Consider the following 24,101-nt stretch of genomic DNA (forward strand, 5'->3'; position numbering starts at 1 on the left):
GAGTTCATCATGACCGCTGTCCACGACGTCGTGAACATCCGTCGCAATGTTCGGGTCCCGACAAAGGATCCCGATGTCACCCTGTCCGCCGAGCTATTCCTTCCACCGGCCCCGGCACCGGTCCTGCTCATGGCAACCGGATTCCGCAACGACCTCGCGGTGGGCTGGGAGAGCACACTCCGTTGGTTCGCTCTCCGCGGCTACGCGTGTGTGCTGGCCAACCTGCGCGGCACCGGCGCCTCGGACGGCACCGAGCGACCGCGGCTCGACCCTGGAGAGGGGGAGGACCTTCTGGCGCTTATCGACTGGGCCGCACACGAGCCGTGGAGCACCGGTGACGTCGGCATGTGGGGGGTTTCCTATGGCGGAGCGATGGCGCTACGCGCTGCGAGCCTGGAACCAGCCGCCCTCAAGGCGATCATGCCCATAGTCTGCTCCCCCGATCCCGAGCGGTACAACGGCGCTCGCAGCGACTTCGGCATGCTCGTGCACCGCGGTGGTCTCGGCCTGCTCGACCAGCTCGTGCCGCCGCTCACCGAGAACACGAGCGAACAGGCACAACGCCGCTGGCGCGCACGGCTCGACGACGAGCCGTTCCTGATGGACCTGGCACGCTCCGCGGCAGGGTCGCCTACCTGGCGCGAACGGGCCTTCGATCCGGCGGCAATCTCCGTCCCCGCCTTTTGTGTGGGCGGGTGGCACGATCTTTTCTCGGGCGTCATGACGCGGGTCTACGACCAGTTGCAGGGACCAAAGAAACTGCTCGTCGGTCCGTGGATGCACAGTATGCCGAACGACGCCCGCAGCAATCCGATCGATTTCCTGCTGATCGCACTGCGGTGGTGGGATCACTGGCTACGTGGCAAGGACACCGGGGTGCTCGACGAGCCGCCTGTTGCCCTGTATGTGGAAGGACACGCGCCGGGGTGGCGGTCCTACGAGTCGTGGCCGCCGACCAAGGAAGAGATCGTGCTGACCGGAATGCACGACGCGAGCCTGCAGGAGGGCAGCCAGGACACAACACAGCCCGGACATGTTCTGGGTGAATACCAGCCCGATCCCACCATCGGCGCGCTGAGCGGGCTGTGGGGATACGGCAACGTGTTCGACGCGGTCCTGGATCAGCACGACGACGAGGCCCGTTCACTGTCGTTCACTACAAAACCTTTCGAGGCACCGGTTCTCGTATGCGGAGACCCGTCGGTGTCGGTGCGACTGTCCTCGACCGATTGGACGCCACGGCTGGTCGTCAAACTGTCCGTTGTGGACCATCAGGGACGCTCGACCTTACTGACCACCGGTATCGCCTGCCCGCACGGCGAAGCCGACTCCGTGTCCGTACTGTTGCGGTCCATCGCCTACCGAGTACCGGCCGGACACCGGCTGCGACTGTCGCTGAGTGACTCCGACTTCCCCCTTTTGACCCCGCTTCCGGACCCCACACCATTCACCCTTGCCGAACTCTGCCTCGAGCTACCGATCGCCGAAGAGGACCATGGCGCTGACGTGGCCGTGTCGGCGCTGCCCGACAAACGGTCCACAACCGACTGTGAGAGCTGGACGATTTCTCGCGACGCGTTGCACGACGGTATCGAGGTCGTCCTGGCTTGGGGCAAGCCGCTCATCCGCACCGCGGAGGGACACCGATACACCCGCCATTCCGACACGCGCGCGGCTGTCCGGCGCGCCTACCCGGCCGCGGCGACGGCGTCAGGAATACACACCGCGACGGTCCATCTGGCTACCGGGGAGGTGATCGAAGCGAGAGCCACAGTCCGTGCGTCCCAGACCGCCCTGTGGGCACGGGGAGAGCTCACCATCGACGGACACTCGATCTTTGCCCGGACCTGGGAAACCACCCTGTCCCCATCTGTTTGATCCAGACCCTTCGACAATGAGGTCGACCGATGCACACTTCAGCTTTGGGTTCTCGCCGACTCGTTTCGTTATTGAGCACCTTCGCCGTCCTTCTCGCGCTCGCGGCCTGCGGCAGTCCGACCAGCTCCAGTCGAGCCCGGGGTTCGACATTGACACTCACGCAGCCGGGTGCCCCCAACAGTCTCGATCCCGGTACCTTCAACCAAGCTTTCGAATGGTTCTTCGACCTTGCCTACGAACCTCTGATCTACTGGGACGCGTCCGGTAAGGCTGCCCCTGGGCTGGCTCAGTCGTGGGGTTATGTCGGTGAAGGCAACCGTACGTTCGAGATCGTTCTTCGTCCCGGCGCGAAGTTCAGCGATGGCACAGATGTGACGGCCGAGTCGGTCAAGGCGAGTATCGAGTACACGCGGACGGCGGGTGGTGGGGCCGCGACCCGGTGGTCGGACAAAACCATTACCGTGACCGGGCCGCTGACGCTGCGCATTGAGGCGAAAAACCCTGACCCGATGCTCGACCGAGAGCTCAGCCAGAACTTCGCCGGCAGCCACATCATCAGCGCGGCCGGCCTGAAAGATCCGAAGCAACTGGGCACGACCACCGCTGGCGCAGGCCCCTACGTTCTGGTGCCAGGGGACACGGTCGCCAGCGACCACTACACCTACGCGCCCAACCCGCACTATTGGAACAAGGCTGCCATTCACTACGACAAGGTGGTCATCAAGGTCATTCCGAACACCAACTCTGTGCTGAACGCCCTCAAGACCGGGCAGGTCGACGTCGGCCCTGCCGACTACACGGTCGTCGACGCGGCACAGAGCGCCCGGCTGCAGGTCAAGCAAACGCCGCTGCTGTTCCTCGGACTCAACTTGATCGACCGCAACGGCAGCATGCTTCCGGCACTGCGCGACGTGCGGGTGAGGCAGGCGCTCAACTTCGCCGTCGACCGGGCGACGATCACCAAGGCCTTGTTCGGACAGTGGGGCGTCCCGACCGAGCAAACCGTGCTGCCGAAAGACAGTGGTTCCTTCGCCGACACCGTTTACCCCTACGACCCGGAGAAGGCGAAGCAACTGTTGGCACAGGCCGGCTATGGCGGCGGGCTGGAAATTCCCGTGCTCACCACCAGCTACAACGGCCAGAGCCAGGTCACGCAGGCGATCGCTGGTGACCTCGAAAAGGTCGGAGTCAGCCTCAAGCTCACCAACCTCGGCAACTACGACCAATACCGAGACCAGCTCACTGCCAAGAAGTTCCCCGTCGCGAGCGTCGGTTTCGGCTGCTTACCCACCTATCTCGAGGGCCCGTCGCTGTTCCTGCCCAACGCCGCGACCTTCAACCCCTTCAAGACCTCCGACCCCGAGCTCACGGCGTTGTTCGGCCAGGCCGCCGCGGCGAACGAGACGGACCGCGCCCGGCTCGAAACGCAGGTCCAGCGTCGCCTCGTGGAACAGGCATGGTTCGTGCCGGTGACATTGGCCCCGAAGTTCTACTTCGCACGGTCCACTGTGGCCGGTGTCGAGCCCAGCACCGGGCAGCCGTTGCCGAACCCCGTGTGGTTCACCCCGGCGGCGTGACGGCGCCGAAGCATCAACCTGAAATCGTGAAAGGAGGCAACGGTGGGCCGACTGATCCGGCGCCGGCTGCTGCTATCCGTGCCACTCGTGCTCGTGGTGTCGATACTGACGTTCGTCCTGCAGTCCCTGACGCCGGGCGATGCGGCACGCACGATTCTCGGCACGGACTTCGACCCGGCGCAGTACGCCATGCTCCGGCAGAAGCTCGGGCTCGACGAGCCGCTCTGGGAACGCTACTGGAACTGGCTACAACAACTGTTCCACGGTTCGCTCGGTGACTCTCTGTTCAGCGGTCAAGCGGTGACCGAGGCGCTCAACGAACGGCTAGGCGTGACGCTGTCATTGATAGTGGCGACAGTCCTGCTCGCCGGGATGACGGGAATCGGGCTTGGCGTGCTGAGCGCGACCCGGCGGAACGGTTTGCTGGCCCGCACCGTCGACGTGCTTTCCCTGGTCGGTGAGGCGCTACCCAGCTTCTGGGTCGGACTCCTGCTGATCGCCGGGTTCGCCGTGCTGTGGCAGATCTTCCCGGCCACCGGCTACATCGCTCCGGCGGATTCGATCGGGGGGTGGGCGTGGAGTCTGGTGTTACCCGTGGTGACGCTGTCCCTCGGTGCGGTCGCGGTGATCGCCAAACAGACCCGCGACTCGATGATGGACATACTGGACCGAGAGTTCGTCTCGGCCTTGCGAGCGAGGGGAATCGCCGAATCGTCGATCGTATTCCGGCACGCCCTGCGGGCTGCTGCGATCCCCGTCGTCACGGTGCTCGGACTGCTGTTCGTCCATCTGCTCAGCGGCACCGTGCTCGTGGAGACCGTTTTCGGGTTGCCCGGACTCGGCGGTCTCGCCGTGCAGGCGACCACGCAGCATGACATGCCCATGATCCAGGGCGCCGCCGTTTACTTCACGCTCATCGTGGTCGTGGTCAACCTCCTGATCGACATCACCTACGGCTGGCTCAACCCGAAAGCGAGGACGTCATGACCGTGGCGCTGCTCCCAGTCGCCACCGCGCCTACGGCGCGGCGGGACAACACCTGGCTTCGGGTGCTCCGCCGCCCACTGGGCGCTGTTTCATTGGTGTTTCTGGCCTTGCTCGTGCTCGCTGTGGCGGCGGCTCCGCTGATCGCCCCGTACGGCCCGCTCACCCAGGACTTGCAGGCGACGTTCGCGGGCCCGTCCGCACAGCATCTGCTCGGCACCGACAACTTGGGCCGTGACATTCTGAGCAGGCTGCTGCACGGCGGTCAGGTGTCGCTGCTGGGCGTCGCCTATGCGGTCGCCGTTCTGCTGATCGGCGGTGTCCCGACCGGGCTCGTCGCCGGCTACCACCGAGGTCGCATCGACGCCGTCGTCGTTCGCGTGACCGACGTGGTGCTGGCGATCCCGGTGATCATCACGCTGCTCGTCGTGCTCGCGACCTTCGGACAGAACGAAGTCGCGGCAATGATCACCTTTGGGTTGCTGGGAACCCCCGGAATGATCCGAGTGGTACGGGCCGCCACGATCGCCATCCGCGCCGACCTGTACTTGACGGCAGCCCGCGTCGCGGGACTGTCGACGACACAGATCATCCGCCGGCACGTCCTTCCGCGGGTGGCCGGCCCGATCATCGTTCGCGCGTTTCTCTTCGCAGGCGCGGCGCTGCTCACCGAATCGGGGCTGGCGTTTCTCGGTCTTGGTGTGCAGGAACCGGAACCCAGCTGGGGTGGCATGGTCGCCTCCGCATCGATCTACATCAACCAGCACCCCAGCCTCCTGATCCCGGCGGGCGTCACGATTGCGTTGACAGTGCTCGCTTTTGGACTCGTGGGTGACGCCGTCCGAGACGCCATAGGCGGACGGCACCTCAGGTATGCCGGCTCGGCACGTCCGGCGCCGCATCCGGTGGACAGCGGCACAGACGAGGAAACGCCATCGGCCCTCCTGTCGGTGCGAGGGCTGTCCGTCGGATTTCCCGGTGAAACCGGCTTCACAACGGTGGTCAACGACGTGAGCTTCGAGGTACGCGCCGGAGAGACCGTGGGACTGGTTGGCGAGTCAGGGTGTGGCAAGAGCGTGACCGCACGGGCGGTGTTGGGTCTGCTCGCGTCCGGCGGTGCTGTGACGACGGGCCGGTGCTGGTTCGACGGCGAGGACTTGAGGATCACCGGGCGGAACCGGTGCGCCGACATTCGTGGCTCCCAGGTCGGCCTCATCTCTCAGGAGCCCTCCGCCAGCCTGGACCCGAACCTCACCGTCGGACGGCAACTGGCCGAGATCGTGCGCCGCCATCGCACAGTCAGTCGCAGCCAGGCCCGGGTCGAGGCGCTCGACCTGCTGCAGAAGGTGCAGATGCCCGAGCCCGTCGCCGTCGCGGGCCGGTACCCGCATGAATTGTCGGGCGGCATGGCGCAGCGTGTGTGCATCGCGGCTGCGCTCGCGGGACGCCCACGGCTTCTGATCGCGGACGAGCCCACGACCGCGCTGGATGTCACTGTGCAGGCCGAGATCCTCGATCTCCTTCGGCACTTGCAGGAGACCACCGGCATGGCGATCCTGCTCGTCACACACGACTGGGGTGTGGTGGCCGACCTGTGTCACCGCGCCGTCGTGATGTATGCGGGGCAGGTCGTCGAGTCCACCGAGGTGGAGCCGATGTTCCGGAGACCGCTGCACCCGTACACCGACGGACTGCTGAAATCCAACCCGCATCGCGTGGTGGTCGGCGAACGACTCCCGGCGATCGCGGGCACCGTTCCACCACCGCACGAATGGCCTCGAGGCTGCCACTTCCACCCGCGGTGTCCGCTCGCCGGGCCGGACTGCATGGAGACCGCCGTGCCGATCTTCGAGCCGACCCCGGGACGGCTGACCCGGTGCCTGCACCATGACCGCCTCGCCGTGGGAGCCCGACATGCCTGAACCACTGCTGGAAATCGACCAAGTGTCAGTTGAGTACCACCGGGGACGCCGTACCCCACCGTTGCGAGCTGTGGACAACGTGACCCTCAGTGTCGCACCGGGGGAGACGCTGGCGATCGTCGGCGAGTCCGGATCGGGCAAATCCACGCTGGGCAACGCCGTGCTCGGACTCGCCCCGGTGCTCGGGGGCGCAATCCGCTTCCGCGGCAGAGACATCACGCACGCCGACCACCGGGAACGGCGGGCATTGAGCCGGCACATCCAAGTTGTGTTCCAAGACCCCTACGGTTCACTGAACCCCGTGCGGACCATCGGGCAGACCTTGGCTGAGCCATTTCTCGTCCATCGGAACCTCGATTCCGCCGCCGCCCGTGCGGAAGTGACCGCGATGTTGCGGCGGGTTGGCCTGCCCGCCGACGCCGCCGACCGTTACCCGGCGAAGTTTTCCGGAGGACAGCGCCAGCGGATCGCGATCGCCCGAGCACTCATGCTGTCTCCGCAACTCATCATCTGTGACGAAGCGGTCAGCGCGTTGGATCTGTCCGTCCAGGCACAGATCCTCAATTTGCTTTCCGACCTGCAACGGGAGTTTGGACTGAGCTATCTGTTCATTTCCCACGATCTCGATGTCGTCCGGCACATCTCCCACCGGGTCGCGGTCTTGCTACACGGGCGTCTCGTCGAGCAGGGCCCCACGGCGGTCGTGACCACCGATCCGACGCACCCCTACACCCAGGCGCTGTTGGCGGCCGTCCCCGTGCCCGATCCACAGGAACAGCTCCGCCGCCGAACGCGACGGAACTTGGAAAAGCGGCCGCGGCCAGGGGAGTCGAGCGGGCGGTCAGGTGGGTGCCCTTTTTCCGGTCGATGCATGCACACGATGGAGATCTGCATCACCGAGACGCCACCGCCATCGAATGTTTCGTCGGGCGGCATGGTGGCCTGTCACCTGCATGCCGGGCACGTCTTACTCGAAACTCCCACCCAGCAGGCGGTCTGATGGGCGGCACAGCGATGCTCTTCGTGCCCGCTGCGGAAGAGCGGAAAATCAGGAAGATCCCCCACTTGCCCGGCGATTCGGTGATCCTGGACCTCGAGGATTCCGTCGCCAGGTCGGCCAAGGAATCCGCCCGTCACGCCGCCGCGAGCGTGCTGGAACGGCCCACCGACGGGAAGTCGATCTGGGTCCGGGTGAACCCCGTGGGCAGCGAGGAACTCGACGAGGACCTGTCGGCGGTTGTTCGGCCAGGGTTGGCTGGACTGACCCTACCCAAGGTGGAGTCGGCGAGGGACCTGCACATCGTCGATTACCTGGTGGGCAGGAAGGAGCGAAAACTGAACCTGCAGCCGGGTTCGGTGCCGCTGATGGCCACGATCGAAACGGTGGCCGGGCTGCGAAACCTGGAAATGATCGTGACAGCGACGCCACGCTTGCGGCTGCTGTGCTTCGGTGCGGGCGACTTCAGCCTTGATGCGGGCGTCGAGTGGGCCGGTGACGATCCCGAAGCGCCGCCGTCGGAGACTCTGACCTACGCTCGGGCACAGATAGTTCTGTGGTCTCGTTCGGCCCACCTCTATGCGCCACACGACGGCGCCTATCCGCGTCACGGTGACCACGAGGGCCTGCGCACCGAAGCTGAACATGCCCGTCGCATGGGATTCGGTGGCAAGCACGCGATACACCCGGACCAGGTCGCCCAGATCGGACGCATCTTCGGGCGGCCATCGAAGTCCGAACTGGACAAGGCGCAACGGACGGTCGAAGCCTTCGACCGGGCTGAGGCGGCTGGCCAGGCGGCCATCACAGTGGATGGAAAGCTGGTCGACTACCCGATCGCGGCGCGCGCCCGTCAACTGCTTGCGGCACACGACGTGGCGACTTGACAGTACACACCCCGCAAGGCGGGAGGTCCAGACCGTCGTCGCCGCTCAGTGGTGAGCTATTCGGACAACGTTTAGAGGCGGGCGGCCAATTTTAGACCCTGGGCGGTTTTGCAGCGGCTGATGAGTTCGTGCCAGCCGCCGCTCGTCGGCCATGCGCCGCATCACGACGAGATGTCCGAGTTTCAGGTTCACCCGAATGTCGTATTCGCGTGCAGCGCGAGCCGCCGGGCGGGATTTTGCCCCGCCCGGCGGCTACTCCGTCCAGCGTGACCCGTTAACCGAGCGGGCGGTCCGTCGGCGCGATGGGCGCAGGCAGCAAATCGCGGTCCGGTACCAGGAAACGGTCCACCGCGGCCGCCGCGGAGCGGCCTTCCGCAATGGCCCACACGATCAGCGACTGCCCGCGGCCCATGTCGCCCGCGACGAACACGTTGTCCAGGCTCGTGCGGAAAGCCTTGTCCCGCGCGACATTTCCCCGTGCGTCCAGCTCGACGCCGAGCGATTCGAGCAGACCTTCCCGCTGTGGCCCCACAAAACCCATTGCCAGCAATACCAGCTGCGCGGGCAATTCCCGGTCGGTGCCTTCGACGGGAACGAACTTGCCGCTCTCGTTGCGCACCTCCACCAGCCGCAGCGCCCGTAGGTTGCCGGAATCACCCGCCAGGAATTCCTGCGTGTTCACCGAATACAGCCGCTCGCCGCCCTCTTCGTGCGCCGACGAGACGCGGTAGATCATCGGGTACGTCGGCCACGGGTGTGCGTCCGAACGCGCCCGCGGTGGCTGCGGCATGATTTCCAGCTGGGTCACCGAAGCGGCGCCCTGCCGGTGCGCGGTGCCGACGCAGTCGGCGCCGGTGTCCCCGCCTCCGATCACGACGACATCCTTGCCCTCGGCGGAAATCGGCGAGGACTCCAGGGCGCCGGCCGCCACGCGGTTGGCCGGGGGCAGGTACTCCATCGCCTGGTACACCCCGGGAATCTCGCGGCCGGGGATCGGCAGGTCACGCCACGCCGTCGCGCCACCGGCGAGAACCACGGCGTCGTAGGAGGAACGCAGCTCCTCCGCCGTGACGTCCACCCCGACATCGACCCCCGTGCGGAATTCCGTGCCCTCCGCGCGCATCTGCTCGATGCGCTGGTCCAGCCGCCACTTCTCCATCTTGAACTCGGGGATCCCGTAGCGCAGCAGCCCGCCGATCGCGTCGGCCCGCTCGAACACGACCACGTCGTGCCCGGCGCGAGTCAGTTGCTGGGCGGCGGCGAGCCCGGACGGTCCCGAACCGACGACGGCCACCTTCTTGCCGGTGCGCGTCCGCGGCGGCTGCGGCGTGACCCAGCCCTCTTCCCACGCACGGTCCACAATGGATATCTCGACCCGTTTGATGGTCACCGGATCGTCGTTGATCCCGAGCACGCACGCGGTCTCACACGGCGCCGGGCACAGCGTGCCGGTGAACTCCGGGAAGTTGTTCGTCGCGTGCAGCCGCTCGATCGCCTCCTGCCAGTCTTCCCGCCATACCAAGGTGTTCCACTCCGGGATCAGGTTCCCCAGTGGACAACCCTGGTGACAGAAGGGAATACCGCAGTCCATACAACGACCGGCCTGCTTCTCCAGGCGGGAGGTCGCGAAGTCCTCGTACACCTCGCGCCAGTCCATGATGCGGAGGTCGACCGGCCGGCTCTTCGGAGTCTCCCGCGCTGTCGTGAGAAACCCTTTGGGGTCAGCCATGTGCGGCCTCCATGATCGCCTCGTTCACGTCGCGGCCGTCCCGTTCAGCGGCGGCCTGCGCGTGCAGTACTCGTTTGTAATCCCTCGGCATGACCTTGCCGAACCGTTCCACCGCGACATCCCAGTCGGCCAGCAGCGCATGTGCCACGGCCGATTCGGTTTCCGAGTAGTGCCGCTCGACCGCGTCACGCAGGAACTCGGTGTCCTCGTCGTCCAGCGGATCCAGGTCGACCATCTCGCGGTTCACTCGCAGTGCGGGCAGATCCAGCACGTACGCGACGCCACCGGACATCCCGGCCGCGAAGTTCCGCCCGATCTGGCCGAGGACGACCACCCGGCCGCCGGTCATGTACTCGCAGCCATGATCGCCGACGCCCTCAACCACCGCGAGCGCGCCCGAGTTCCGCACGCAGAACCGCTCGCCGACCTTGCCACGCAAGAAGATCTCACCACCGGTGGCGCCGTAGCCGATCACGTTGCCCGCGATGACGTGCTCCTCCGCGACGAAATGTGCCTCGCGTGGCGGCCGGATGATCACCCGTCCGCCGGACAGACCCTTTGCCACGTAGTCGTTTCCGTCACCGATGAGCCGCAAGGTGATGCCCCGGGGCAGGAACGCGCCGAACGACTGACCCGCCGTACCGGTGAAGGTCACGTCGATCGTGTTGTCGGGCAACCCTTCGCCGCCCCAGCGTTTCGTCAGCTCCGAACCGAGCATCGTGCCGACGGTCCGGTTCACGTTGCGTACCGGCAGGTCCAGCTTCACCCGGTCACCGGCCGAAAGCGCGCCTTCGGCCAGCTGGATCAACGTGTTGTCGAGCGCCTTGTCCAGCCCGTGGTCCTGCGCGACCACCTGGTGCCGGGCGGCGCGCGGCGGCAGCTCGGGCACGTGGAAGATCGGCGTCAGGTCCAGACCGGCCGCCTTCCAGTGCTCGACCGCCCGCCGCTTGTCCAGCAGCTCGGCGTGCCCGACGGCCTCCTCGATCGACCGGAAACCCAGCTGCGCCAGGTACTCCCGGACCTCCTGTGCGATGAACTCGAAGAAGTTCACCACGTATTCGGCCTTGCCACTGAACTTTTCGCGCAGCTTCGGGTTTTGCGTCGCGACGCCGACCGGGCACGTGTCGAGGTGGCACACCCGCATCATGATGCAACCGGACACCACCAGCGGCGCGGTCGCGAAGCCGAACTCCTCGGCACCGAGCAGAGCCGCGATCACGACGTCCCGGCCGGTCTTGAGCTGACCGTCGGTCTGGACCACGATGCGATCGCGCAACCTGTTGGCGAGCAACGTCTGCTGCGTCTCGGCAAGGCCGAGCTCCCACGGCCCGCCGGCGTGCTTGATCGACGACAGCGGCGAAGCGCCGGTTCCGCCGTCGTGCCCGGAGATGAGCACGACATCGGCGTGTGCCTTCGAGACTCCAGCAGCCACCGTCCCCACACCGACCTCGGAAACCAGCTTCACGTGGATCCGGGCCGCCGGGTTGGCGTTCTTGAGATCGTGGATCAGCTGGGCAAGGTCCTCAATGGAATAGATGTCGTGGTGCGGTGGCGGGGAAATGAGCCCGACGCCCGGTGTGGAGTGCCGGGTCTTCGCGATCCACGGGTACACCTTCGCACCCGGCAGCTGCCCGCCTTCACCCGGCTTCGCGCCCTGCGCCATCTTGATCTGGATGTCGTCGGCGTTGACGAGGTATTCGCTCGTCACCCCGAACCGTCCACTTGCGACCTGCTTGACCGCCGACCGCCGCCCGAGGTCGTACAGCCGTTCCGGGTCTTCGCCGCCCTCGCCGGTGTTCGACTTGCCGCCCAGCTGGTTCATCGCGATCGCCAGGGTTTGGTGCATCTCCTGGGAAATCGAGCCGTAGGAGATCGCGCCGGTGGCGAACCGCTTGACGATTTCGGAGACCGGTTCGACCTCGTCAACAGGCACAGCTTGGCGCTCGTCTGTTTTGAAGTCGAACAGGCCGCGCAGTGTCATCAGCTTCTCGGCCTGGTCGTTGACCGCCTGCGTGTATTCCTTGAAGATCTCGTACTTCCCGCTGCGGGTGGAGTGCTGCAACTTGAACACGGTGTGCGGGTTGAACAGGTGCGGCTCACCTTCGCGACGCCACTGGTAGTCGGCGCCGGTCTCCAATTCGCGGTGTGACGCGTGCATGCCGTCCCGCGGGAAAGCGCGCTTGTGCCGCTGCGAAACCTCCTCCGCGAGCGTGTCGAACCCGACCCCGCCCAGCCGTGAGGTGGTGCCCGCGAAACAGGTGTCGATGACTTCGGCGCCGAGCCCGATCGCCTCGAAGATCTGCGCGCCGGTATAGGAGGCCACTGTGGACACTCCCATCTTCGACATCGTCTTGCGTACGCCCTTGCCGAGCGCCTTGATGAGGTTCCGGGTGGCCTGCTGCGGCGTGACACCGGGGATCTTGCCCTGGTGCGCTAGTTCCTCGACGGTGGCCATCGCGAGGTAGGGGTTGACCGCCGCCACGCCGTAGCCGACGAGCAGCGCGATGTGGTGCACCTCGCGGGCGTCCCCGGCTTCGACGACGAGACCGACCTGGGTGCGGGTCTTCTGCCGCACCAGATGGTGGTGCACGGCACCGGTGAGCAGCAGCGACGGGATCGCCGCGTGCCGTTCGTCGACACCGCGGTCGGACAGCACGATCAGCCGGGCACCGTCCTCGATGGCCTCGGACACCTCGGCGCAGATCTCGTTGAGCCGCGCGACAAGCGCCTCGCCGCCACCGTCCACTTCGTACCGTCCGAGCACGGTGACGGCCTGGAACTCCGGCAGATCGCCGTCATCGTTGATGTGCACGAGCTTGGCCAGCTCGTCGTTGTCCAGCACGGGAAACGGCAGCACGATCTTGCGGCAGTGCTCCGGGCCCGCGTCCAGCAGGTTGGGTTCGGCGCCCAGCTGCGTGCCGAGCGAGGTCACCAGCTCCTCGCGGATCGCGTCCAGCGGTGGGTTCGTCACCTGCGCGAACAGCTGCGTGAAGTAGTCGAAGATCTGCCGTGGCCGGCTCGACAACGGCGCGAGCGGGGAGTCGTTGCCCATCGAGCCGGTCGGCTCGGCCCCGGTGCGGGCCATCGGTTCGAGCAGGGTTTCCAGTTCCTCTTCGGTGTAGCCGAAGGACTGCTGACGCCGGACCAGCGAGGCGTGGGTGGGTACCTCGCGTTCGCGCTCGGGAAGTTCCTCCAGGCGCACCAGTCCGCTGTCGATCCACTCGGCGTACGGGTGCTGCGCGGCCAGCTCGCCCTTGATCTCCTCGTCGTCGATGATCCGGCCTTCCGCGGTGTCCACCAGGAACATCCGGCCGGGCTCGAGCCGCCCCTTGCGCACGATGGTCGCCGGATCCAGTTCGAGCACCCCGACCTCGCTGGCGAGCACCACGAGACCGTCCTCGGTGACCCAGTACCGGGCGGGCCGCAAGCCGTTGCGGTCGAGCACGGCGCCGATCTGCGTGCCGTCGGTGAACGACACCAGCGCGGGCCCGTCCCACGGTTCCATCAGCGTGGAGTGGAACTCGTAGAACGCCCGGCGCGCCGCGTCCATCTCGTCATGGTTTTCCCACGCTTCCGGGATCATCATCAGCACCGCGTGCGGCAGGCTCCGGCCGCCGAGGTGCAGCATCTCCAGCACCTCGTCGAACGTCGCGGAGTCGCTCGCGTCGCGGGTGATGACGGGGAAGATCCGCTTGAGGTCACCGGGAATCAGGTCGGTGGCGAGCATGGACTCGCGCGCGTCCATCCAGTTCCGGTTGCCCCGCAAGGTGTTGATCTCACCGTTGTGCGCCACGTACCGGTACGGGTGGGCCAGCGGCCACGACGGGAAGGTGTTGGTGGAGAAGCGGGAGTGCACCAGCCCGATCGCACTCACCACGCGCTCGTCGGTCAGGTCGGGGTAGAACAGTTCGACCTGACCCTCCGTGAGCATTCCTTTGTAGACGATCGTCCGTGACGACAGGCTGGGGAAGTACACACCCTCCGGTGCCAGCACGTGCTCGGCGCGTTTGCGCACGCAGAACGCCATCCGCTCCAGCGCGAGCCCGGTCACACCCTCCTCGCGGGCGGCCAGGAAGAGCTGAGCGAAATGGGGCATGACGCTTTTCGCGGTCGGCCCGACGTGTTCGGGATCGATGGGCAGCTCACGCCAGCCCAGCACGGACATGCCCTCTTCCGCGGCGATGCCTTCGATCGCGCTCATCGCGCGCCCGCGCTGCAGGCTGTCTGCCGGTAGAAATGCCGTCCCCACGGCGTATCCGCCGGGTTCGGGCAGCGCGAAATCGACGACCTCGCGGAAGAACGCGTCCGGAACCTGGATGAGAAGGCCCGCCCCGTCTCCGGTGTCCGGTTCGGCTCCTCTTGCGCCACGATGTTCGAGATTGCGCAGTGCGACAAGGGCTTGCCGCACGATCCCGTGATCTCGCCGTCCGGCGAGATCGGCGACGAAGGCGACGCCGCAGGCGTCGTGTTCATAGTGCGCGTCGTACAGACCTTCCGGCCTGGTCGAACTGTGGCGGGTCACGGCTGGCCGCCTCCTTGGGCGTCGGCGGCACGAGTTCACCCGAATGATCCAGGTCTGGCAGACCTGTTAACGGTGTTGTCCCGGGCCGCGATGGTCAGTCGAGAGAGGAAAACGGGCGTGATGGCTCCTGGGCAGGAACCATCACGCCCGGCCACACATCAGCGGGTGGCCGCTTCGGTCGTAGGGCAGCACGTCGTTGGGCATCGGTTACGGGTGCGCGAGGAAGAAGCCGGGTGTTCGGGCTTGTTCCGCGGCGCGCTGTTAGTCCCGGGGTCACCCGGGTCTTATGACAGTAGTGTGAATTGGCGGTTATCGACATACGTTGATCGCACCGCGTGGGAAATGCCACGCGCCCGTTGACTACCGGGTTTCTTCCGCTATGCACCCTCCGCAAGTGGTCTGAGCAGCCATAATGCCGATTTTCACCGGCTATGTCAGCGCTTCACCCGGCTGGTCTAGCTGAGGACCTTGGTAACCGTAGTGTTACTAAAGCCACTCCCTTCGTGGTCTGCGAGCGTCCCGGGGGACATCCGCGGCTGAGGGATAATGACCAAGTGGACGGACTCGTGATGCGCTTTCTGGGCCACTCGACAGTCCGTCTGGAGACGGCGGGGCGGGTGGTACTGACCGACCCGGTACTCACCGCGAATGTGGGTGCCCTCAACCGAGTTGCGCCCCCACTGGCGCCGGAAGCCTGGCGTGACACCGATCTCGTCCTCATTTCGCATCTGCATGGTGACCATCTGCACCTGCCTTCGCTGCGGCTCCTCGGCCCGGATGTCCGGATCGTCGTGCCGCGCGGGGCCGGGGATTGGTTACGGCGCCGGGGTTTCTCGCGGGTGGACGAGCTCGGCGCCGGTGAACGGCTCGAAACCGGTGGACTGACGGTCACCGCGTTGCGCGCGGATCATGCCGGCCATCGCTGGGGTCCGCGGTTCACTCATGGCCCGCACGCGCCCGCGGTCGGGCATCTCGTCGAGACCGGTGATCACCGTGTGTATGTCGCCGGTGACACGGATCTGTACCAGGACATGGCAAAGCTGGCGCCGGTCGACGTCGCGCTGCTGCCGGTTTGGGGCTGGGGCCCGAATCTCGGGCCGGGGCACCTCGATCCCGTGCGTGCGGCCGACGCCGCCAGGCTGGTCTGCGCCTCCGTGGCGGTTCCGGTCCACTGGGGAACGCTGGCCCTGCCGGGTTTGGCGCGTACCAAGCGGATGCGCCGCCTGCTGGTCGAGCCACCGCACGAGTTCGCCGCCGCGGCGGCCGCGCACACTGAAGTCCTTGTCACCCAGCCCGGAGAGCGGGTACGGCTCGCCGAGGTGACCGGGTGACCCTTGCGTTCGACTGGACCGGTACGTCGTCGATCGGTTACCCCGCCCTGTTTCTCGGTGTCCTGATCGGATCGATCGTGCCGGTGGTGCCGACCGGTGCAGTCGTCGGCGCCGCGGCGGCGGTCGCGATGACGACGGCCCAGCTGTCGCTGCCCTTGGTGCTGCTGCTCGCCACGCTCGGTGCGGCCATCGGTGATCTCGTCACGTTCGCTGTCGCCCGCCTCGGCAGCGCGGCCGCGGTGCGCTGGCTGGCCCGCGGCCAGCGGCCGGATCGGCTGGTGGCCGCGCAGGAACGGTTCCGGCGGCGGGGCTGGCAACTCATCGTGATCGGCAGGCTGGTGCCGGCGGGCCGGATCCCGGTGCTGCTGGCCGCCGGCGCGGTCACGTATCCGTGGCGGCGCCTCGTTCCCGCGACGCTCGCCGCGTGTGTGCTGTGGGCGGGCGCGTACGCGCTGCTCGGGGTGGTCAGCGGGGGGATCTTCGACTCGCCGCTGATCGCCACCGTACTGGCCGCGGTGCTGGTGCTGCTGGTCACGATCGTGCTGAATCTGGTGGCGAAATGGCGCCGGGACCGGGTGAAGGTGGATTCATGACGGAGGCGGAACGGGGGCGCCTGCTCCGTGGTGGGCGCACGATCGCCCGCACCGCACTGGTGTTGCTGACCGTGGTACTCGCGCTGCGGGTGATGGATGTCCTGCTGCGCGGGTTCTCGATGTCCAGCTGGTGGCAGCCGATCATCGCCGCGCTGCTGCTTTCCTTGCTCACCAACGTGGTCTGGCCGCTGGTGCTGCGCGTTGCCTTGCCGTTCGCGCTGTTCACCCTCGGCGTCGGCAGTTTCCTGTTGCTGGGCGCGGGCGCGTTCGGTGTGCTGGCGGCGGTGCCCGGGGTCCAGGTGTCCAGCCTGCGCACCGCGATCCTTGTGGTGCTGGGCATTTCCGTGGTGAACGCGCTCGTCAGCACCGCGCTGGCGATCGACGAGGACGAGATCTTCTTCCGTCGGGCGCTGGGCCGCAGCCGCTGCGGTCCGGACCAGGTGGACGAGCGGGAGCCTCCCGGGGTGATCTTCCTGCAGGTCGACGGGCTCGGCTATGACGTCGTGCGCCGCGCCGTGCGCGACGGTGACATGCCGACACTCGCGCGCTGGCTCGCCGCGGGCAGCCACACGCTGACCGGCTGGCAGACCGACTGGAGCTCCCAGACCGGTGCGAGCGTGAGCGGCATCCTGCACGGGTCCAATCACGACATTCTCGGCTTCCGGTGGTACGAAAAGGATCGCGATCACGTGATGGCGTGCGCGCATCCCCGTGACGCGGCCGAGATCGAACGCCGGCATTCGGACGGCCGCGGGCTGCTGGCGGTGGACGGCGCGAGCCACGGCAACCTGTTCACCGGGGACGCGCCGCATTTCACCATGACCATGAGCGCGGTTTCGATGTTGCTGCCCAAGGGATTGCGGCGCCGGCACACCGATCGCGTCGGCGCCGGTTACTACGCGTACTTCGCCAACCCGGTCAATGCCGTGCACACGCTGGGGGCGGCGCTGATGGACGTGTTCCGGGAGCTGTCGGCGGCGGCGAAGCAGCGCCGCGCCGGCGTGCGGCCCCGGGTGAAACGCGGTGGTATCTACCCGCTTGCGCGGCCGGGCACGACGGTGATCGCCCGCGACATCGTGGTATCCGCGGTGCTGGAGGACATGCTCGCCGGCCGTTCGGTGGTCTATGCGGATTTCCTCGGCTACGACGAGGTCGCGCACCACTCCGGGATCGAGCGGTTCGACTCGCTGGCCGTACTACGGGCGATCGACCAGCAGATCGGGCGGCTGTACCGGGCGGCAAAGCTCGCGCCACGGCCCTATCACCTCGTCGTGCTCTCCGATCACGGGCAGACGCAGGGCTGGGCGTTCGCGGACCGGTTCGGCGAGTCGGTCGAGCAACTCGTCGGGCGGCTGTGCGGCGGGCCGGCGGAGGAGGTCACGGGCGGCGGGCCGATCGCGCAACGCCTGCGAGACAGGGCGACCCGCGCCGGCCGCATCGAACACCGCCCGCGCACGGACGGCCCGACCGAAGTGACGCGCGTCGCGCCCGGAGTGGTGGTCACGGTGTCCGGGCACCTGGCGATGGTGTCGTTCACCGACCACGAGGGCCGGGTCGAGCTGGAGACGATCGAGCGCGAGTATCCGGAGTTGCTGCCCGCGCTGGTCGATCACACCGGGGTCGGGTTCATGCTCGTGCGCAGCAAGGAGTTCGGGCCGGTGGTGCTCGGCCGCGACGGGCTGCGCCGGCTGGACAGCGGGTTCGTCGTCGGCGAGGACCCGTTGACGCAGTTCGGACCGCATGCCGCGGAGCTGATCCAGCGGGTCGACTCGTTTCCGCACTGCGCTGACGTCATGATCAACAGCCGGTACGACCCGGAGACCGACGAGGCTTCCCCATTCGAGCCGCATGTCGGCTCACACGGGGGTTTCGGCGGCCCGCAGGAGCGAGGTTTTCTCATCCACCCCCGCGAGTTCGAACCGCCGGGTGAACTCGTCGGCGCCGAGTCGCTGCACAAGCTGTTCCGGCTGTGGCTGACGAAGCTGGGCCACCCGCAGCCGTAAGGCGCTACTCCGAGAAGACCGCGGTGACCGTGCCCAGCTCGCCCATCTCGGCGAACACCGTGTCGCCTGCCTTGACCGGGAAGGCACGCGTCATCGAGCCGGGCAGGATGACGTGGCCCGGCTCCAGGTCGATGCCCAGCGGGCCGACCGTGTTCGCCAGCCACACCAGCGCGTTGATGGGTGAGCCGAGCACCGCGGCGCCTGCGCCGGTGGCCACCAGCTCGCCGCCGAGCTGCAGCGTGCAGCCGGCCAGCCGAAGGTCCACATCGGACAGTGCAGTCGGTTTGCTGCCCAGCACCACCCCGCCGGAGGAGGCGTTGTCCGCGATCGTGTCGACGATCGAGATCTTCCAGTCGGTGATCCGCGATGCCACGATCTCCAGTGCCGGTACGACGAAATCCACGGCGCGGATCGCGTCCGCGACAGTCACGCCGGGACCGCTCAGGGGCCGCCCGAGGACGAACGCGATTTCCGGTTCGATGCGCGGTTGCAGCAGGGACCCGGCGCTGATCGGCTGGTGTTCGAGGTGGAACATGCCGGCGAGCAGGTGCCCGTAGTCCGGCTGGTCCACGCCCAGCTGCTGCTGCATGGCCTTCGACGCGAGCCCGACCTTGTGCCCCTTGATGACGTCGCCCTGCTCGACCCAGCTGCGGACCTGTTCCTGCTGGATCCGGTAGGCGTCGGCGATCGTCGCCTCGGGGAATGTCTCGACGACCGGCGCGGTCGTCTCGCCCTTCTCGTAGGCGAGCAGGAGGCGCGCGGCGGCGTCGTTGACCGCGGAGGTATCCATGCGCACAGCTAAGCCGCGCGCCAGTGCGGGGGCAAGGCCGCCGTCCCGGTGGGCGGCACGCGACGGTGTTTCAATGGGGGAGTGCGTGACACCCTCCATGAGCTGCTGGCCGGGCAGGACGCGGCGTTCGACGCCGGCACGCTCGCGCTGTACACGACCGACGCCTCCAACTACCGGCACCCGCCGCTCGGTGTGGTGCTGCCGAGAACGGCCGAGGATGTGGTCGCCGCGGTCGCCGCCTGCCGGGAGGCGGGTGCGCCGGTGATCGCGCGCGGCGGCGGCACGAGCATCGCGGGCAACGCCTGTGGTCCCGGGCTCGTCATCGACACCTCCCGTCACTTCCGTGGGGTGCACGAGCTGGACGGCCGGATCGCCCGCGTCGCCCCCGGCACCGTCCTCGACGACCTGCAGACCGTCGCTGCCCCGCACGGTCTGCGGTTCGGGCCAGACCCGTCCACGCACTCGCGGTGCACGATCGGCGGAATGATCGGCAACAACGCGTGTGGTTCGCATTCCGTCGCCTGGGGCCGCACCGCCGACAACCTGGAGAGCATGGAGGTCCTGCTCTACGACGGCACCCGGATGACCGTCGGCGCGACGTCCCGGTCCGAAGTGGACCGTCGTGCCGGTCTGCCGGGTACCGAAGGGCGCGTGTTCCGTGAGCTACGTGAACTCGTCGACGGCAATCTCGCCTTGCTGCGTAACGAACTTTCCGCCTGGGGGCGCCGCGTCTCCGGCTACGGGCTCGAACATCTGTTGCCGGAGAACGGGTTCAACGTCGCCCGTGCGCTCGTCGGCAGCGAGGGCACCTGCGTGACGGTGCTCGAAGCAACGGTCGGTCTCGTGGATCTTCCCCGGCATCGGGTGCTCGCGGTGTTCGGTTTCGGCAGTGACATCGACGCGGCGGACGCGGTGCCCGCCATCCTGGCCAGGAATCCGCTCACCGTGGAGGGAATCGACATCGGCCTGCCCGGTGCAGGTGGTTCAGACCTTCCCGATGGGCGGGCGTGGCTCATGGTCGAGCTGGCAGGGGAGGACGCGCGACCGCGTGCCGAGGAACTGGCACGCGAGCTGCACCGGCCGCACGTGGTGCTCACCGATCCCGCGGCGCAGCGCCGGTTGTGGCGGATTCGTGAGGAAGGGGCCGGGCTGGCCACCCGGATGTCCGACGGCGCCGAGGCCTGGCCGGGCTGGGAGGACGCGGCGGTGCCGCCGGAGCGGCTCGGCTCGTATCTGCGTGAGCTGAAACAGCTGCTGGCCCGGTACGGCCGGAAAACGGTGGTGTACGGGCATTTCGGCGAAGGCTGCCTGCACATGCGCATCGACTTCGATCTGCTGACGAAACCGGGCGTGGCGAATTTCCGGTCGTTCATGGTGGAAGCGGCCGATCTCGTCGCCGCACACGGCGGTTCACTGTCCGGCGAGCACGGCGACGGGCAGGCCCGGTCGGAACTGCTGCCCCGGATGTACAGCGCGGACATGATGGCGTTGTTCGAGCGGTTCAAGGGGATCTTCGATCCGGAGAACCGGATGAACCCCGGCATCATGGTGAAACCCCGGCCCGTCGACGCGGACCTCCGGCTGCGGGCCGCGAACATCCCGGTGATGCTGGGATATCCGCACGACCACGGCAACTTCGGCGAGGCCATGCGCCGGTGCGTCGGGGTCGGCAAATGCCGCAACACCGACGGTGGCGGCGTGATGTGCCCGAGCTACCGGGCCACCCGCGAGGAGAAGCACTCGACCCGTGGGCGCGCGCACCTGCTCGCGGAGATGATCAACGGTGAGCTGATCACGGACGGCTGGCGGTCGGAAGAAGTACGGGATGCCCTCGACTTGTGCTTGTCCTGCAAGGGATGCCTGTCCGACTGTCCGGTTGATGTCGACATGGCGACCTACAAGGCGGAGTTCCAGTACCACCACTACCGCGGCCGCCTGCGACCGCTGTCGCACTATTCGATGGGCTGGCTTCCCTTGTGGCTGCGGTTCTCCGCGCTGGCGCCGAGGCTCGCGAACGCCGCACTGCGCAGGCCGCGGATCGCCGCACTCGTCAAGCGGCTCGGCGGTATCGCGGCCGAACGCGAGCTGCCGACGTTCGCCCGCAAGCCGTACACGCGCTCGCGTAAGCGGAATTCCCGCGGCGGCAAGCCTGTCGTGCTGTGGCCGGACACGTTCAACAACTACCTCACGCCCCAGGTACTGCACGCGGCGACCGAAGTACTCGAAGCCGCGGGGTACCGGGTGGTGGTCCCGGAAGAGAATGTCTGCTGTGGACTGACGTGGGTCTCCACCGGACAGCTGGGTGCCGCGAAACGCGTGCTGGCACGGACATTGTCGGTGCTGAAACCGTATCTCGACGCGGGCTACGAGGTCGTCGGTCTCGAACCCAGCTGCACGGCACTGTTCCGCGGCGACCTCGGGCACCTCATGCCCGGCGACGAGACCGCGTCGTTGCTCGCGCAGCGCACGCGGACGTTCGCCGAGCTGCTCGCCGACGCCGAACTTCCCTTGCGGGACCTGGACATCGACGCGATCACCCAGGTGCACTGTCACCAGCACGCCGAACTGGGCTTCGCCGCCGACGAACGGCTCATGGCCGGCGCGGGTATCCGGAACTCCACAATGGACTCCGGTTGTTGTGGTCTCGCCGGCAACTTCGGGTTCGAGCATGGACACTACGACGTATCGGCCGCCGTGGCGGAGGACAGGATGCTCCCGGCGATCCGTGCGGCCGCACCGGACACCGTGGTGATCTCCGACGGCTTCAGCTGCCGCACGCAGATCGCGCAGCAATCCGAGCGCACCGCCGTCCATCTCGCGGAACTGATCCGCGACGCGCTCCAGCGCCCATGAGAAGGGCCGGCCTCCGCGTGGGAGGCCGGCCCTGGACAGCGAATCCCGTTACGGCGACAGCAGGAACCCCACGCCGTTCGGCGTGCCGAGCCCGGTGACATTGTCGTAGCCGCCCGTGGTGTGGATCGTCAGGTTCGGGTAGTCGAACGTCCGCACCGAGGTGATCAACCCGTTCGTGGCGTCCACCGAGTTGGCGTAGTCCACGCGGGTCACCGCCCCGTCCACATGGCGGACGTCGGTGATCGCCGGTGTGCGCGAAGCGATCTGGTACGCCAGCGGGTTCAGGAACCCGTGGTGGAAACGGGTCAGGCTGTCCGACACCGCCACGATCCCGGCGAGGATCGGCGAAGACAGGCTCGTCCCGCCGATGCGGTACTGGTCGTAGTGCACGCCGTCGGGGAACGTCTGCGTCTGGCCGATGAGGAAACCGGTGTTGGGGTCACCGACCGCCGAGATGTCGGGCAGGACGCGGCCCTTGTGGTTGCCGTTCTGGTTCACAGTGGACAGTGCGTCCGGCACGATTCCCCTCTGGTAGAAGGGCTGGTCGAACAGGACACTCGTGCCGCCACCGGAACCCGAGGTGTACGCGCCGGGCGAGCCGGGCACGTACGCCCCGTTGGTCAGCGTGCTCTTGCCCGTCTCCCAACCGGTTTCGAACAGCCGCTTGCCGTCCTTGCCGATCGCGAGACTGGTGCCACCGACCGCGGTGACCCACGGGTCCGACGATGGGAAGTCGACGGCCGGGGTGCCCAGCCGCGCGGCCTCATCACCGTTGTCACCGGAGGAGAAGTAGACGCCGATGCCCTCCAGCGCGGCCTGGATCGCGATCTGGTTCCACACCCGCACTTCGGCGGCCGGGATGTCCTCGCCGGCGTCACTGTAGGAGTTGCTGACGATGTCCGCGGTGTGCCCCGCGACGACCCAGTTCAGCGCTTCGTCCAAAGACGAATCCTGGCAGTCGGAGCCGCCGACATAGAGGATCCTCGCGCCAGGCGCCATGGCGTGCACCGCTTCGACGTCCAGTGTCTGCTCGCCGTACCAGCCGGCGGCGTCACACTGGTCCGGCGGCTCCAGTTCCGGGTTCGCCGGGAAGACCTTCTCCGCGAACTGGGACTGCTTGAGCGGGTGCCCCGGGTCGTTACGCCGCGCGTACTCGGACGCGTCCGCGTACAGCGTCGGCGAGGCGAAAGCGTCCACAATGGCCACTGTGGTCCCGCTGCCGTCCGCGCGTGCACTGTCGATGCCGTACGCCGAGCGCAGCTGGCCCGGCGTGTAGCCGCATGGCGCGTACGGCAAGACCTTGCCGCCGTAGGCCGGGTCGGTGGTGTCGGTTTTCTGGCCGTAGAAGCTGCTGCACGGCGGTGCGTTGTGGAAGCCCGGCCCCGGCGGCACGTCGTTCGGGGTGCCGTCGGTGTGGTCGGGCTTGAGCAGCTGCGCGGCCTGGTCGACGCCGACCACCCCGAGCACGTCGCTCGCCAGCGCCGCGGGCACCGACAGCTCCCTGTCCGAGGCCCGCAGGACCTGACCGTCGATCTTGTACTTGGCGAGATCGACCGAGAACGCCTTCTCCACCTGGTCGGCCGTGCCGGTCGCCTCGACGTAGGCCCTGTTCGACGGCACGTCGCCGATCGAGAACCCGCTGCCGGCGAGCCAGTCGCGCACCGACGCGACCGTTGCGTCGTTCGCGGCGAACCGGTCACGGACCTGGTCGGGGCTCAGATACTGATGATACGTCTGGCCTGCCGGGTCGCTCACCGCCTGCGCGGCGGCCTCTGCGCCAGCCTGATCGCGCATCGACAGGTACACGCGGAAGTCCAGCTTCGACGACGGCGTGGTGTCGGCGACCTTGGCCTGCGGGGTAGCCCAGCGTGGGTGGGACAGCGGGATCACCGCGCGGCCTTGCGCGGTCGCGACCGCCGGGATCGCGGCCGCCGCACCACCCGCCACGGCCAGCGAAACGAACAGGGTAAGGGCTCTTCGCACTGAGGACTTCCCCTCTTGATGTGAAAGGTGGAACTGCGCCGAGGTTAGAGCC

The 24,101-nt window shown here is 67.4% G+C and carries 14 protein-coding genes; 10 read left to right on the forward strand and 4 right to left on the reverse strand.

What is annotated here, in order from left to right; all coding sequences use genetic code 11:
* Positions 1 to 9: 9 nt before the first annotated feature.
* From GKO32_RS01870 to GKO32_RS01895, 6 genes are all read left to right on the forward strand, one after another.
* On the forward strand, positions 10 to 1,878 hold the full coding sequence (locus tag GKO32_RS01870; RefSeq protein WP_154754981.1) for a CocE/NonD family hydrolase: 1,869 nt from the start codon (positions 10 to 12) through the stop codon (positions 1,876 to 1,878).
* A gap of 149 nt (positions 1,879 to 2,027) precedes the next feature.
* Positions 2,028 to 3,455, forward strand: coding sequence for an ABC transporter substrate-binding protein (locus GKO32_RS01875; RefSeq protein ID WP_166459330.1), 1,428 nt, complete (start codon positions 2,028 to 2,030; stop codon positions 3,453 to 3,455).
* 42 nt (positions 3,456 to 3,497) lie between these two features.
* Positions 3,498 to 4,442 (forward strand): ABC transporter permease, encoded by a 945-nt coding sequence (locus GKO32_RS01880; RefSeq protein WP_312867410.1) that lies wholly within the window; start codon positions 3,498 to 3,500, stop codon positions 4,440 to 4,442.
* Positions 4,439 to 6,361, forward strand: a complete 1,923-nt coding sequence (locus GKO32_RS01885; protein WP_154754983.1) for a dipeptide/oligopeptide/nickel ABC transporter permease/ATP-binding protein — start codon at positions 4,439 to 4,441, stop codon at positions 6,359 to 6,361. Before GKO32_RS01880 ends, GKO32_RS01885 begins: the two co-directional genes overlap by 4 nt.
* A complete protein-coding gene (locus tag GKO32_RS01890; RefSeq protein WP_208024238.1) occupies positions 6,354 to 7,361 on the forward strand; it encodes an ABC transporter ATP-binding protein in 1,008 nt (335 codons plus the stop codon). Before GKO32_RS01885 ends, GKO32_RS01890 begins: the two co-directional genes overlap by 8 nt.
* Positions 7,361 to 8,245 (forward strand): HpcH/HpaI aldolase/citrate lyase family protein, encoded by an 885-nt coding sequence (locus GKO32_RS01895; protein WP_154754985.1) that lies wholly within the window; start codon positions 7,361 to 7,363, stop codon positions 8,243 to 8,245. The genes GKO32_RS01890 and GKO32_RS01895 overlap by 1 nt, the downstream gene beginning before the upstream one ends.
* Positions 8,246 to 8,519: 274 nt before the next feature.
* On the opposite strand, the gene GKO32_RS01900 is transcribed toward GKO32_RS01895, so the two are convergent.
* A complete protein-coding gene (locus GKO32_RS01900; protein ID WP_154754986.1) occupies positions 8,520 to 9,974 on the reverse strand; it encodes a glutamate synthase subunit beta in 1,455 nt (484 codons plus the stop codon).
* Positions 9,967 to 14,496, reverse strand: a complete 4,530-nt coding sequence (gene gltB / locus GKO32_RS01905) for a glutamate synthase large subunit (protein WP_312867411.1) — start codon at positions 14,494 to 14,496, stop codon at positions 9,967 to 9,969. Before gltB ends, GKO32_RS01900 begins: the two co-directional genes overlap by 8 nt.
* Before the next feature lie 554 nt (positions 14,497 to 15,050).
* Here gltB and GKO32_RS01910 point away from each other — a divergent pair.
* Genes GKO32_RS01910 through GKO32_RS01920 form a run of 3 tightly spaced genes read left to right on the forward strand, consistent with a single transcriptional unit; the run spans position 15,051 to position 18,423 of the window.
* Positions 15,051 to 15,827 carry an MBL fold metallo-hydrolase gene (locus GKO32_RS01910; protein ID WP_312867412.1) on the forward strand — a complete coding sequence of 259 codons (777 nt, stop codon included), beginning with the start codon at positions 15,051 to 15,053 and terminating at the stop codon, positions 15,825 to 15,827.
* A complete protein-coding gene (locus GKO32_RS01915; RefSeq protein ID WP_312867413.1) occupies positions 15,824 to 16,420 on the forward strand; it encodes a DedA family protein in 597 nt (198 codons plus the stop codon). Before GKO32_RS01910 ends, GKO32_RS01915 begins: the two co-directional genes overlap by 4 nt.
* Complete coding sequence (locus GKO32_RS01920) at positions 16,417 to 18,423, forward strand: phage holin family protein (RefSeq protein WP_154754987.1); 2,007 nt, start codon at positions 16,417 to 16,419, stop codon at positions 18,421 to 18,423. The genes GKO32_RS01915 and GKO32_RS01920 overlap by 4 nt, the downstream gene beginning before the upstream one ends.
* Positions 18,424 to 18,427: 4 nt before the next feature.
* On the opposite strand, the gene GKO32_RS01925 is transcribed toward GKO32_RS01920, so the two are convergent.
* Positions 18,428 to 19,213 (reverse strand): 2-keto-4-pentenoate hydratase, encoded by a 786-nt coding sequence (locus GKO32_RS01925; RefSeq protein WP_154754988.1) that lies wholly within the window; start codon positions 19,211 to 19,213, stop codon positions 18,428 to 18,430.
* Positions 19,214 to 19,294: 81 nt separating this feature from the next.
* Here GKO32_RS01925 and GKO32_RS01930 point away from each other — a divergent pair, with 81 nt between their 5' ends.
* Entirely contained in the window at positions 19,295 to 22,066 is a 2,772-nt protein-coding gene (locus GKO32_RS01930) for an FAD-binding and (Fe-S)-binding domain-containing protein (RefSeq protein WP_312867414.1), read from the forward strand.
* A gap of 48 nt (positions 22,067 to 22,114) precedes the next feature.
* On the opposite strand, the gene GKO32_RS01935 is transcribed toward GKO32_RS01930, so the two are convergent.
* The gene (locus GKO32_RS01935; RefSeq protein WP_312867415.1) at positions 22,115 to 24,049 is read right to left on the reverse strand and encodes a S53 family peptidase; all 1,935 of its coding nucleotides are present in this window, start codon (positions 24,047 to 24,049) and stop codon (positions 22,115 to 22,117) included.
* Between the last annotated feature and the right edge of the window lie 52 nt (positions 24,050 to 24,101).

This window comes from Amycolatopsis pithecellobii (assembly GCF_009707865.1).
Taxonomy (GTDB): Bacteria; Actinomycetota; Actinomycetes; order Mycobacteriales; family Pseudonocardiaceae; genus Amycolatopsis_E; species Amycolatopsis_E pithecellobii.

Coding starts and splice junctions, on each gene's coding strand:
- GKO32_RS01870 (WP_154754981.1), top strand. CDS start 10: ATGACCGCTGTCCACGACGTCGTGAACATCCGTCGCAATGTTCGGGTC.
- GKO32_RS01885 (WP_154754983.1), top strand. CDS start 4,439: ATGACCGTGGCGCTGCTCCCAGTCGCCACCGCGCCTACGGCGCGGCGG.
- GKO32_RS01890 (WP_208024238.1), top strand. CDS start 6,354: ATGCCTGAACCACTGCTGGAAATCGACCAAGTGTCAGTTGAGTACCAC.
- GKO32_RS01895 (WP_154754985.1), top strand. CDS start 7,361: ATGGGCGGCACAGCGATGCTCTTCGTGCCCGCTGCGGAAGAGCGGAAA.
- GKO32_RS01900 (WP_154754986.1), bottom strand. CDS start 9,974: ATGGCTGACCCCAAAGGGTTTCTCACGACAGCGCGGGAGACTCCGAAG.
- GKO32_RS01920 (WP_154754987.1), top strand. CDS start 16,417: ATGACGGAGGCGGAACGGGGGCGCCTGCTCCGTGGTGGGCGCACGATC.
- GKO32_RS01925 (WP_154754988.1), bottom strand. CDS start 19,213: ATGGATACCTCCGCGGTCAACGACGCCGCCGCGCGCCTCCTGCTCGCC.